The 11459-nt window shown below is 60.4% G+C and carries 11 protein-coding genes; 5 read left to right on the top strand and 6 right to left on the bottom strand.

Annotated features, from left to right (window positions below):
- The first annotated feature begins 5 nt into the window (after positions 1–5).
- Together lpdA and F8N44_RS11520 are read left to right on the top strand one after the other, a co-directional pair.
- Positions 6–1379: a dihydrolipoyl dehydrogenase gene (lpdA, locus tag F8N44_RS11525; protein WP_150650388.1), complete on the top strand. Its 1374-nt coding sequence runs from the start codon at positions 6–8 to the stop codon at positions 1377–1379.
- A gap of 248 nt (positions 1380–1627) precedes the next feature.
- Complete coding sequence (locus F8N44_RS11520; RefSeq protein ID WP_007915073.1) at positions 1628–2647, top strand: branched-chain amino acid aminotransferase; 1020 nt, start codon at positions 1628–1630, stop codon at positions 2645–2647.
- A 250-nt stretch (positions 2648–2897) separates the two neighbouring features.
- Here F8N44_RS11520 and F8N44_RS11515 read toward each other — a convergent pair whose 3' ends face one another.
- From F8N44_RS11515 to F8N44_RS11505, 3 genes are all read right to left on the bottom strand, one after another.
- On the bottom strand, positions 2898–3731 hold the full coding sequence (locus F8N44_RS11515; protein WP_150650387.1) for a TIGR03915 family putative DNA repair protein: 834 nt from the start codon (positions 3729–3731) through the stop codon (positions 2898–2900).
- Positions 3728–4948, bottom strand: coding sequence for a putative DNA modification/repair radical SAM protein (locus F8N44_RS11510; protein WP_077573477.1), 1221 nt, complete (start codon positions 4946–4948; stop codon positions 3728–3730). The genes F8N44_RS11515 and F8N44_RS11510 overlap by 4 nt, the downstream gene beginning before the upstream one ends.
- Before the next feature lie 147 nt (positions 4949–5095).
- The gene (locus F8N44_RS11505; RefSeq protein WP_150650386.1) at positions 5096–5854 is read right to left on the bottom strand and encodes an ArsR/SmtB family transcription factor; all 759 of its coding nucleotides are present in this window, start codon (positions 5852–5854) and stop codon (positions 5096–5098) included.
- Positions 5855–5933: 79 nt separating this feature from the next.
- Here F8N44_RS11505 and F8N44_RS11500 point away from each other — a divergent pair, with 79 nt between their 5' ends.
- Positions 5934–7037 carry a cytochrome P450 gene (locus F8N44_RS11500; RefSeq protein WP_150650385.1) on the top strand — a complete coding sequence of 368 codons (1104 nt, stop codon included), beginning with the start codon at positions 5934–5936 and terminating at the stop codon, positions 7035–7037.
- A 128-nt stretch (positions 7038–7165) separates the two neighbouring features.
- Here F8N44_RS11500 and F8N44_RS11495 read toward each other — a convergent pair whose 3' ends face one another.
- Together F8N44_RS11495 and F8N44_RS11490 are read right to left on the bottom strand one after the other, a co-directional pair.
- Positions 7166–8485 (bottom strand): Nramp family divalent metal transporter, encoded by a 1320-nt coding sequence (locus tag F8N44_RS11495; protein WP_077573596.1) that lies wholly within the window; start codon positions 8483–8485, stop codon positions 7166–7168.
- Positions 8486–8643: 158 nt separating this feature from the next.
- Complete coding sequence (locus F8N44_RS11490; RefSeq protein ID WP_150650384.1) at positions 8644–9180, bottom strand: chalcone isomerase family protein; 537 nt, start codon at positions 9178–9180, stop codon at positions 8644–8646.
- A 147-nt stretch (positions 9181–9327) separates the two neighbouring features.
- Here F8N44_RS11490 and F8N44_RS11485 point away from each other — a divergent pair, with 147 nt between their 5' ends.
- Positions 9328–10101, top strand: coding sequence for a hypothetical protein (locus tag F8N44_RS11485; protein ID WP_150650383.1), 774 nt, complete (start codon positions 9328–9330; stop codon positions 10099–10101).
- An 84-nt stretch (positions 10102–10185) separates the two neighbouring features.
- Positions 10186–10743 carry a hypothetical protein gene (locus tag F8N44_RS11480; RefSeq protein WP_150650382.1) on the top strand — a complete coding sequence of 186 codons (558 nt, stop codon included), beginning with the start codon at positions 10186–10188 and terminating at the stop codon, positions 10741–10743.
- Here F8N44_RS11480 and F8N44_RS11475 read toward each other — a convergent pair.
- Complete coding sequence (locus tag F8N44_RS11475) at positions 10733–11449, bottom strand: alpha/beta hydrolase (protein WP_150650381.1); 717 nt, start codon at positions 11447–11449, stop codon at positions 10733–10735. The genes F8N44_RS11480 and F8N44_RS11475 overlap by 11 nt on opposite strands.
- Between the last annotated feature and the right edge of the window lie 10 nt (positions 11450–11459).

The following is an 11459-nucleotide window of genomic DNA, read 5'->3' as shown; positions in this document are numbered from 1 at the left end:
CGCGCATGCAATCTCTGAACACTACGCTGCTGATTATCGGCGGCGGTCCCGGCGGTTATGTGACGGCGATCCGCGCCGGCCAACTGGGCATTCCGACCATTCTGGTCGAAGGTCAATCGTTGGGCGGCACCTGCCTGAACATCGGCTGCATTCCGTCGAAAGCGCTGATTCATGTGGCTGAGCAGTTTCACCAGACGCAGCATCACAGCCAGCATTCGGCGCTGGGCATCAGCGTTGCCGCGCCGACGCTCGATATCACTAAAAGCGTCGAGTGGAAGGACGGCATCGTTGATCGCCTGACCACCGGCGTCGCTGCACTGCTGAAGAAGAACAAAGTTCAGGTCATCAATGGCTGGGCCAAGGTCATCGATGGTAAAACCGTCGACGTCGGCGACACGCGCATCCAGTGCGAGCACTTGGTGCTGGCCACCGGTTCGACCAGCGTCAATCTGCCGATCCTGCCGATTGGCGGACCGATCATCTCTTCCACCGAAGCACTGGCACCGACATCCGTGCCGAAACGTCTGGTGGTGGTGGGCGGTGGTTACATCGGTCTGGAACTGGGCATCGCTTATCGCAAGCTTGGCGCCGACGTGAGCGTGGTCGAGGCGCAGGATCGCATCCTGCCGGCCTACGACGCCGAACTGACGCAACCGGTGCATGACGCGCTGAAGCAACTGGGCGTGAAGCTGTATCTGAAGCACAGCGTGCTGGGCTTCGACGGCACTTTGCAGGTGCGCGATCCAGAAGGCGAAACCCTGAATCTGGAAACCGATCAGGTGCTAGTCGCCGTCGGTCGCAAACCGAATACCCAAGGCTGGAACCTCGAAGCGCTGAATCTGGATATGAACGGTTCGGCGATCAAGATCGACAGTCGCTGCCAGACCAGCATGCGCAACGTTTACGCCATCGGCGACTTGAGCGGCGAGCCGATGCTGGCCCACCGCGCCATGGCTCAAGGTGAGATGGTTGCCGAGTTGATCAGCGGCAAAACCCGCGAATTCAACCCGACAGCGATTGCTGCCGTGTGCTTCACCGACCCGGAATTGGTGGTGGTCGGCAAAACCCCGGACGAGGCAAAAGCTGCGGGTCTGGACTGCATCGTTTCCAGTTTCCCGTTCGCCGCCAATGGACGGGCGATGACGCTGGAATCGAAAAGCGGCTTTGTGCGCGTGGTCGCTCGTCGGGATAACCATGTGATTGTTGGCTGGCAAGCGGTAGGCGTGGGCGTTTCCGAATTGTCGACAGCGTTTGCGCAAAGCCTGGAAATGGGCGCGCGGCTGGAAGACATCGGCGGCACCATTCATGCGCATCCGACCTTGGGTGAAGCGGTACAGGAAGCGGCGTTGCGTGCTCTGGGGCATGCGTTGCACCTGTAGATGGTGGTGGCAACACCGGCCCCTTCGCGAGCAGGCTCGCTCCCACAGGTGGAACGCATTTCAAATGTGGGAGCGACGGTGCGACGATTCGACCTGCTCGCGAATTCTTGAGGGCAACACGATTTATCTGTGTGTCATCCGATAGTCCGGGCTGCGAAACCGCTCAAGAATGAAGTATTGTTGTGCCCATCCAAAAAACGTCAGAAGCCTTGAACCGTTTCGACGGTTGTTCAGTGATAGAGGGTGTCATGGGTAACGAAAGCATCAATTGGGACAAGCTGGGTTTTGATTACATCAAGACCGACAAACGCTATCTGTCGTACTTTCGCGATGGCGAGTGGGACAAAGGCACCCTGACCGAAGATAACGTGCTGCACATCAGTGAAGGCTCGACTGCCCTTCACTATGGCCAGCAGTGCTTCGAAGGCATGAAGGCCTATCGTTGCAAGGACGGCTCGATCAACCTGTTCCGCCCGGACCAGAATGCCCTGCGTATGCAACGCAGCTGCGCGCGTCTGCTGATGCCGACGGTCGACACCGAGCAGTTCATCGAAGCGTGCAAAGCCGTGGTTCGCGCCAACGAGCGCTTCATTCCGCCATACGGCACTGGCGGCGCGCTGTATCTGCGCCCGTTCGTGATCGGCGTGGGTGACAACATTGGCGTGCGCACGGCACCCGAGTTCATCTTCTCGATCTTCTGCATTCCGGTCGGCGCCTACTTCAAGGGCGGCCTGACCCCGCACAACTTCCAGATCTCCAGCTACGACCGCGCCGCCCCACAAGGCACCGGCGCAGCCAAGGTCGGCGGCAACTACGCCGCCAGCCTGATGCCGGGCTCGAAAGCGAAGAAAGCCAACTTCGCTGACGCGATCTATCTGGATCCGATGACCCACACCAAGATCGAAGAAGTCGGTTCGGCCAACTTCTTCGGGATCACCCACGACAACAAGTTCATCACCCCGAACTCGCCGTCCGTGCTGCCAGGCATCACCCGCCTGTCGCTGATCGAACTGGCAAAAACGCGTCTGGGCCTGGAAGTGGTTGAAGGCGACGTGCTGATCGACAAGCTGTCGGACTTCAAAGAAGCCGGCGCTTGCGGTACGGCTGCGGTGATCACCCCGATCGGTGGTATCAGCTACAACGACCATCTGCATGTGTTCCATAGCGAGACCGAAGTGGGTCCTGTGACCCAGAAGCTCTACAAAGAGCTGACCGGCGTGCAGACCGGCGACATCGAAGCGCCAGCGGGCTGGATCGTCAAGGTTTGATCTGACGGCTGCTGATGTAGAAAAGCCCTCTACCGAGTGATTGGTGGGGGGCTTTTTTGATCGTGGTTGTTGGTTGTTTTTGTGTAAGGCTGGAGATCTTTTCCCCCTCACCCCAGCCCTCTCCCCCAGGGGGCGAGGGGGAAAGGGAGCCGATCGTTGTGCCGTTCAAAACCTGAGTTCGACGCGAGCTTTCAGGTCGGTGTAGTACGCGAGAACACCTCGGTCAGTCCCCTCTCCCTCTGGGAGAGGGTTAGGGTGAGGGGCTTTTCAGCGTTATCCGTTTACCAAGTCGCTCAGCAATCCCGCTCGCCTGCCCATTCTGCTGCTTACCCATTCGCGCCTGCGTAATCAACCCGGGAATCAACTCCCCTTCCGGCAGATTCTTCCAGAACCGCGCCGGCAAATGCCCCTGCATGACCTTCTCGTTCAACCGCGCTGGATTAAAGATGTGGCTGTAATAAGTCAGCCACAGATCCCCATGAGGATCGTCGACATTCTGCGCCAGTTGCTGCCATTCCAGCGGGCATTGCCGCTGATGAATCAGTTGCTCGCCATCGTAATAAACCCCGTCACGTGGCGTGGCGATCAACCAGCGGTGGCGGCCCATGCGCCCGATGAAGTGCTCGCTGGCGCTGTGCAGAATGTCATGGGCCGGTTCATGCCAAGCCACATATTGCGGACCCGCGCTGGATGAAGGGCGTTCGATGAAGCGCACAAACGCATGCAGATGATGGGCTTCGCGATTGACTTGTTTGATCCGTCGCTGCAGTTCACTGCCGAGTTTGTCCCCGGCCATCATCGCCGTGCGGTCGCCGTGGCTGACGCGCCACAACACCTCATAGAGCAGGCTCCAGCGTTGATCGCCGCGATAGCGCGAGGCTTGCTCCAGCGTGTCGAGCAACGCTCGCGGAATACGTGCCTGAAACGGCCCTTGCCCTTCAGGCACCGGCTCATCATTGGCAAACAGATCACCGACACCTTCCGAGGCCCAGCTCACCAGACTCGGATCAACTTCATGGCTCAGCAACCAGCGCGCCTGCTGGCGCCAGGTGTCGAACAGATCATCGCAATCGAGATTGATCATCCCCACAGCCCCATCTGCTGCGGCATCGGCCGGTCGCGCAGTTGCTGATAGAGCAAATGGCTGGTGACTTCAGCCTGCTGCGGGTGGTAGTCGCTGGTGATGATGAACGGCTTGGCCTTGGCCAGCACGCAGCGCATGCGCGCGACGTCTTCGTAACGAATGCGCCGCTGTCGACGCAGCTCGACCAGACGTTCGGTGGTACGCAGGCCGATACCGGGAATACGCGCGATCAGAGACGCTTCGGCACGGTTCAGATCCAGCGGGAACACTTCACGATTTTGCAAAGCCCAAGCCAGTTTCGGGTCGATGTCCAGCGCCAGATTACCCGGCCCCTTGAGCAACTCGTCGGCGCTGTAGCCATAACTGCGCAAGAGAAAATCGGCCTGATACAAACGGTGCTCACGCATCAGCGGCGGCGCGGCCAGCGGTACGCTTTTCGGGCTGTCGGGGATCGGGCTGAAGGCCGAATAGTAGACCCGGCGCAGTCGGAAGTTGCCGTACAAGGCCTGGGCGCTGTGGAGGATGGTGCTGTCGTCGGTGTCGTCGGCGCCGACAATCAATTGCGTGCTTTGCCCGGCTGGAGCGAACTTCGCCGAGCGCGGTTCGTTCAAAACGGTCTGCACGCCGGTGTAGATGGTGTTCATCGCCTGCTTGATCGAAGCGATGTCCTTCTCCGGTGCCAGCACTTGCAGGCTGGCATCGGTCGGCAGTTCGATGTTGACGCTCAGGCGATCGGCGTAGCGGCCAGCCTCTTCAATCAATGCCGGATCGGCTTCGGGAATGGTCTTGAGATGGATGTACCCGCGAAACTCATGCTCTTCGCGCAGCAGCTTCGCCACCCGCACCAGTTGTTCCATGGTGTAGTCCGCCGAGCGGATGATGCCGGAACTGAGAAACAGCCCGCTGACGCAATTGCGCCGGTAGAAATCCATGGTCAGCGCCACAACTTCTTCGGGGGTGAAACGGGCACGCGGAACATCGCTGGAGCGGCGGTTGACGCAGTATTGGCAATCGTAAAGGCAGAAATTGGTCAGTAGAATCTTCAACAACGACACACAGCGCCCGTCCGGCGTGTAGCTGTGGCAGATGCCCATGCCATCGGTCGAGCCCAACCCGCTCTTGCCTTCGGAGCTGCGCTTGGGCGCGCCACTGCTCGCGCAGGAAGCGTCATACTTGGCGGCGTCGGCGAGGATGCTCAGCTTGTCGATGATTTGCATGGCACGGGCCCTTTACTGTTTGCATATACAGTATAGAGTCGTCTGCGGTGATACAAGGTGGCAGATGCGCCCCTCGTCGGTCAGAAGCTGAAAATCAAAAGATCGCAGCCTTCGGCAGCTCCTACCTGGATCGGGTAGGGTCGAGATTTATCGGGTGTACGCGATTTCTGTAGGAGCTGCCGAAGGCTGCGATCTTTTGATCTGCCCGTCTACCGGCCATTCAACGCCAAACCGCGCACTGATCTCCTTACGCCCCAGCGCCGTCAACGCCAACGCTCGACTGTCCAGATCCTGCGTCACCCACTTGCGCTTCAGCGCCGTTTGCAACAACGCTGCACCCAGCGAACCCCCGAGATGCGGCCGGCGCATGCTCCAGTCCAGACACGGGCAGGCAAACTTGCGGCGCAGCGTCGTCAAATCCTGCACTTCGATGCCCAAACCGAGAAACAACGCCTCGCCACTGTCACTCAAGCGATACGCCTGTTCGTCGGTTTGCACCAGCCAACCAGCCTCAAGCAAACGGTCATGCAGCAACACCGCCAGCGTTCCGGCCATGTGGTCATAACAGGTGCGAGCGAATTGCAGACGATCCGGCGTATGCGCCTTGAACGTCGGCGCCGCGTTCTGGCCAATCACCATCAACGCTTCCAGCGCCTGCGCCACGCGCTGATCAGCGAGGCTGTAATAGCGATGGCGGCCCTGCACATGCAGGCGCACCAGGGCCAGGTCCTTGAGTTTCGCCAAGTGCACACTGGCGGTCGAGGCGCTGACTTCAGCGATCGTCGCAAGCTCCGTGCTGGTGCGGGCGTGGCCGTCCATCAGCGAACAGAGGATTTTTGTCCGCGCCGGCTCGGCGATGGCGGCGGCCACCTGCGATACGCCGATGTCTTGATGTTCTGCGTGCATAGTTCGCTCCCGGACGAATCGTCGTCGTTGCGCAGTGGAGATAGTAGCAACACTTTCCCCGCCGACAAGGATGCAAACCATGAACCCGATCAGCGCCGCAACGCATGCCGACCCTTATCCCTACTACGCCGAACTGCGCGCAGCAGGTGGACTGACGTTTCATCCCGAGCTGAAACTGTGGGTCGCCAGCAGCGCCCGTGCGGTGTGTGCGGTGTTGGCCCACGCTGATTGCCGGGTGCGTCCGGCGCAGGAGCCCGTGCCCAAAGCGATTGCCGGCAGGATGGCCGGCAAAGTCTTTGGCCAACTGATGCGGATGAATGACGGTGAACGCCAGCGCTGTCCGCGTTCTGCGATCGAGCCTGAGCTGGCAGCGCTGGACCTTGAGACGATCAATGCTTTGGTCGCCGCACGGCTGATCACAGCGGACGCCGACGGTGTGTACAAGGCAATGTTTCGTGGCCCGGTGTGCGTGGTCGCGGCGCTGCTGGGATTCACGCCAGCACAGGCGCGGGTAGTCAGCGAGCTGACGGCGGACTTCGTCGCTTGCCTGTCACCGTTGAGCGATGACCTGCAATTGGCCGCAGCGGATGCAGCGGCCGAGCAACTGCGCGGCTACTTTATCGAATTGCTCGCCGAACCTGCGAGCGACTTGCTCAACGCGATCAAGCGGCGCTTTGTCGGCGATGAAGAAACCCTGATCGCCAACCTGATCGGGCTCTGTTCGCAGACATTCGAAGCCTGTGCCGGACTGATCGGCAATACGCTGTTGGCGCTTCGTCGGCATCCGGATTTGCGCGGCGAAGCCATCGAAGCGTTGCTCAGCGAAGTCCAGCGCTTCGACCCGCCCGTGCAGAACACCCGGCGCTTTGTCGCCGCGTCCTGTGAGATTGCCGGTGTGCGTGTCGAGGCGGGCGATGTGATTCTGGTGCTGCTGGCCTCGGCCAATCGAGATCCGGCGCTTAACGGACAGCCGGAGGAGTTTCTGCCGCAGCGCGAGAACCGCCGCAGTTTCAGTTTTGGCAGTGGCCGGCATCAGTGTCCGGGGCAAGCGTTGGCGATGAGTATTGCCGGAGCTACGGTGCGGGAAATACTCGCAAAGGGCATCGATCTGAATTGCCTGAACTGGCACTACAGGCCCTCGCTCAATGGGCGCATTCCAATGTTCAGCGACGTGGGCGCCTGATAGTCCGTCTTCGCGAGCAGGCTCGCTCCCACAGGGTTATGGGGTGTACACACTGTTGTGATCAACTCGAACAATGTGGGAGCGAGCCTGCTCGCGAAGAGGCCACCCCAGTCACCGCAAATGCTGGCTCAAGCCGCCCACTGCAAAATCAACCAGCTGTTAGCGCCGCTGATCACCACAAACAACCCCCACGCCAACACCCGGGTTGGCCAGCGATTCACAAACGGCCCCATCAGCTTTTTATCATTAGTCATGCGGATCAATGGATACAAGGCGAACGGCAACTGCAGACTCAACACCACCTGACTCAACACCAGCAATTTGCCGATCGCGTTATCGCCCATCAGCCACACGCCGATAAACGCCGGAATCAACGCCAGTCCGCGAGTAATCAAGCGGCGCTGCCAGCACGGAATCCGCAGGTTCAGGTAGCCCTCCATGATCACCTGGCCGGCGATGGTGCCGGTGAAGGTCGAACTCTGCCCTGATGCGAGCAACGCCACGCCGAACAACACACTGGCCAGCGCACCGCCAACCAGCGGATCAAGCAGGTGGTAAGCGTCCTGAATGTCCACCACGTCGGTGTGCCCGGACTGGTGAAACGCCGCTGCCGCGAGAATCAGGATCGCCGCATTGACCAGCAACGCCAGCGCCAGCGAACCGATGGTGTCGATGCGCGCAAGTTTCACCGCGTCCTGCTTGCTCGCCAGGTCCTTGCCGATCATCCGCGTCTGCACGATCGAGGTGTGCAGATAGAGGTTATGCGGCATCACCGTTGCGCCGAGAATACCGATCGCCAGGTACAACGGCGCCGCTTCACCAATCGCCGCCAGCGACGGTTTGAAGCCTTGGGCGACATCCGGCCAGTACGGTTTGATCAGCAACAGTTCAACGAAAAAACACACGCCGATGGTCGCGACCAATACCAGCATGATCGCTTCCAGCCGGCGGAAACCGCGATTTTGCAGGGCCAGCACCAGCAAGGTGTCGAACGCGGTCAGGGCAATGCCGAAGGTCAGCGAACAACCGAGCAGCAAATGGAACGCCAGCGCACACCCAAGCACTTCGGCCAGATCGGTGGCGATGATCGAGATTTCCGCCAGCACCCACTGCAAGCGCGCGGTCGGTGTGCTGTAGCGCTCGCGGGACAGTTGCGCCAGATCGCGACCGGTGGCGATGCCCAGTCGCGAGCACAAGCACTGCACGACCATGCCCGCCAGACTCGCCAGCAACACCACAAACAACAGGCTGTAACCGAAGCGTGAACCGGCCTCGATGGCGGTGGCCCAGTTGCCCGGATCCATGTAGCCGATCGACACCAGCAAACCGGGACCGGCAAAACGCAGCACGCGTTTGAAGAATGAGGCATTGGGATCTACCGCGACACTGCCGGCCACTTCCGGCGGGCAAAACGGCGCGGTGGCGATTTTGGGCAAGCTGAATTTCACGCACACATCCAGAAACAAGTCGGAAAGACGCAGCTTAGAGGTTTCCGCCACAGCCTTGAAGCGCAAAAGATCGCAGCCTTCGGCAGCTCCTACAGGAGAGTGCATTCCAATGTAGGAGCTGCCGAAGGCTCGGGCCGCGATCGGACGATCTTTTGCTCTTATCGACTCACCCCCAACAACTGTTCGCGCAACTCCGGACTGCGTGTGCGCGGATCCAGCCAGATAGCAAAAAACGCTCGGGCAAACAGCGGGTCATCAATCTCGTGCTGCAACTGCTGACCGACAAAAAACCGCGCGCCCTGCCCCGGTAGGTACACGCCGGTAATCCGCGTGCCGGCCTGCACATCGACGAACGATTGCTGCATCTGTATTTGCCAACCGGCCAATTGCGCCGGGCTGACGCGGCCATCGGCCAGACGTTTGATTTCGTCGACGCTGGCCTTGACCAGATCGTCGCGAGAGATATTGCGGCGGTAGATCAGTTCCAGCGCAAACGGCTGGCCGTCGACCAAGGGTCGCGCGGCGCTCCACAGGCGCGCGTTGTACACATCGAAACCGAACACGCTGTAATCGCCGGTGCCGATGATTTGCGCGCCGGGCACGGCGTCCTGCCAATTGGCCCAGGTTGGCGTCAGCAATAGCGCCCACAAGCCGATGCCGCAGCATCCCCGCAACACCTTCGGTGTTCTGTTCATCGCGGCATCGACTCCGGCAAGCCCTGATAGTCAGAGCATAGTCGGGTATTGCTCCCGACACTTTGTATACAAAAACTGCGCACATAGGCAGCAATCGCTGATCGACAATGCTAACGTGGCGAACCTTCAACGGATGGAGACTCCTGCGTGCTGATCCTCAAACTGCTGCTGATTCCCGGATTTCTGCTGCTGATTTCCCTGGCGGGCAAACGCTGGGGGCCGAGTGTGGCCGGGTGGCTGTCGGGATTGCCGGTGGTGGTCGGGCCAATTCTGTTTTTCCTCGCCATCGAGCAGGGTCCGGCGTTTGCCGCGCAGTCGGCGGTGGCGGCGTTATCGGCGATGTTCGCGATGATTGCGTTCTGCATCACCTACGCGCAGGTCGCGCAACGAGCGAACTGGCCGTTGGCGTTGGCGGCGTCGCTGTCGGTGTGGGCCGTGATTGCTGGGGTGTTGTCGCTGATTCCGGCGTCGCTGCCGTTTTCAGTGGCAGCGGCGGCGGTTGCGTTGCTGGCATCGCCGTATCTGTTTCCTACGGTGCAACCGATGCTCAACGGCCCGGCGCCGAAGTCGGACAGACTGATCTGGCGGATGATCGCCGGCGCCGCGTTGACCCTGGTGGTGACGATGCTCGCCAGCACCGTCGGCGAGCGCTGGAGCGGTTTGCTTGCGGTGTTCCCGGTGCTCGGCAGTGTGATGGCGGTGTTCTCGCAACAAACGCGCGGCCCGGCATTTACCGCCGCATTGTTACGGGCGACGGCGACCGGCATGTATTCGTTTTCGGCGTTTTGCCTGGTCTCGGCACTGACGTTGCCGAGCATGGGCCTGAGCGGATTTGCTGTAGGCGTGGCGGTGTCGGTGGCCATGCTCGGTGTGACCAAACGGCTGTTGGCCCGTCCGCTGGCGAAAGCGCAGGCGCAGTAACCGCTCAGACGATTCGCGCTGGAACGCCCGCCCCCCTCCGTGGGATGATCGCCCGCCTCGCGCGACCATCCACCGGAGATTCACATGTCATTGTTGAGCAAAAAAGCCGTCGTCCTGCTGGTGGCGGCCCTCGCCGGTTTCGGCGCCCTTCACGCGCAAGCAGCGAAGGAAAAAGCCAGCACCGAGAAAGTCTCGATGCTCGATGGCAAGTTCACCTTTGTGCTGCCTAAAGGTTTCATCGCCGACCCGCTGCCGACCAGCCCGAGCGGGACCACGGGCACGATGTACACCAACGAGGCCACAAAAACCGTGGTCATTACCGCTGAAAACAAGATTCCCGAAGGCCAGCACGTCAAGGACAACGACGGCCAGTTCCTCGACGGCAGCGTGGCGAGTTTCATTGAAGACCAGCGCAAAGCGCTGCCGGACTTCAACAAACTCAGTGAAAAGAGCCTGACCCAAAAAGGCACCGGCCTTGGCCTGCGTCAGGTCGACAGCACCGCGACCCAGGGCGGTGGCCAGACCCTCAACACCACGCTGATGGCCGGCTCCGGCACGAAGATGGCGCTGGTGCAGGTGATCTCCCGCGCCAGCGACAAGAAAGGTCACGATGCGCTGGTGAAAACCATCCTCAAGGATTGAGCTGCTGCAACCAGCCGTTCAAGTCACGCAGCTCGGCCGCACTGATACTGTGGCCGACGCCGGGATAGGCGTGGAACTGCGGTTTGTAGCCGAGTTTCTGTAGTTGCGCGTTGGCCTCGGTGCCGTTTTTATACGGCACCGGATTATCGGCGGTGCCGTGGCCGATGAAGATGTTCAGCGGCAACGGCTGCTTTTCGCTTTTGAGTTCAGCCTTCAACACTGGCAATAAACGCCCGCTCAATGCCGCAATCCCACCGACCGCCACTGGCGGCCTCAGCCCCACTTCGTAGGTCATCATCGCGCCTTGGCTGAAGCCGATCAGGTACACCTTGCTCGGGGTGGTGTGATATTTCTTCGCTGCTTGCGCGATAAAGTCGCGAAGCTTCTGGCCACTGACCTTCAGATCATCGGTCTCGCCGTTGTAGGCGCCTTCGCCTTTCTTGCGAAACCACTGGAAACGTCCTTCACCCAATGACAGCGGCGCCTGCACCGACAGGTAGTTGTATTGCGCCGGCAGTTGGAATTTCATGCCGATCAGGTCGGCTTCGTTACTGCCGTAGCCGTGCAGGAAGATCACCAGCGGCCGAGCCTCAGCGTCGGCGTGCACCTGTTCGATGTACTTGAGCGGCAGATCGGATTGCAGCGTGGTTTGCGCCTGCACAGCAGTGGACGCCAGCAGGGTCAACAGAGCAAAGACCTTCAACATAGAGCCTTCC

This window comes from Pseudomonas fluorescens (assembly GCF_902497745.1).
GTDB classification, from domain to species: Bacteria; Pseudomonadota; Gammaproteobacteria; order Pseudomonadales; family Pseudomonadaceae; genus Aquipseudomonas; species Aquipseudomonas fluorescens_BM.
The sequence above is the reverse complement of the archived record's forward strand: the minus strand, read 5'-3'. Positions and strand labels throughout refer to the sequence as shown.

Coding starts and splice junctions, on each gene's coding strand:
- lpdA (WP_150650388.1), top strand. CDS start 6: ATGCAATCTCTGAACACTACGCTGCTGATTATCGGCGGCGGTCCCGGC.
- F8N44_RS11520 (WP_007915073.1), top strand. CDS start 1,628: ATGGGTAACGAAAGCATCAATTGGGACAAGCTGGGTTTTGATTACATC.
- F8N44_RS11515 (WP_150650387.1), bottom strand. CDS start 3,731: ATGATCAATCTCGATTGCGATGATCTGTTCGACACCTGGCGCCAGCAG.
- F8N44_RS11510 (WP_077573477.1), bottom strand. CDS start 4,948: ATGCAAATCATCGACAAGCTGAGCATCCTCGCCGACGCCGCCAAGTAT.
- F8N44_RS11505 (WP_150650386.1), bottom strand. CDS start 5,854: ATGCACGCAGAACATCAAGACATCGGCGTATCGCAGGTGGCCGCCGCC.
- F8N44_RS11500 (WP_150650385.1), top strand. CDS start 5,934: ATGAACCCGATCAGCGCCGCAACGCATGCCGACCCTTATCCCTACTAC.
- F8N44_RS11490 (WP_150650384.1), bottom strand. CDS start 9,180: ATGAACAGAACACCGAAGGTGTTGCGGGGATGCTGCGGCATCGGCTTG.
- F8N44_RS11480 (WP_150650382.1), top strand. CDS start 10,186: ATGTCATTGTTGAGCAAAAAAGCCGTCGTCCTGCTGGTGGCGGCCCTC.
- F8N44_RS11475 (WP_150650381.1), bottom strand. CDS start 11,449: ATGTTGAAGGTCTTTGCTCTGTTGACCCTGCTGGCGTCCACTGCTGTG.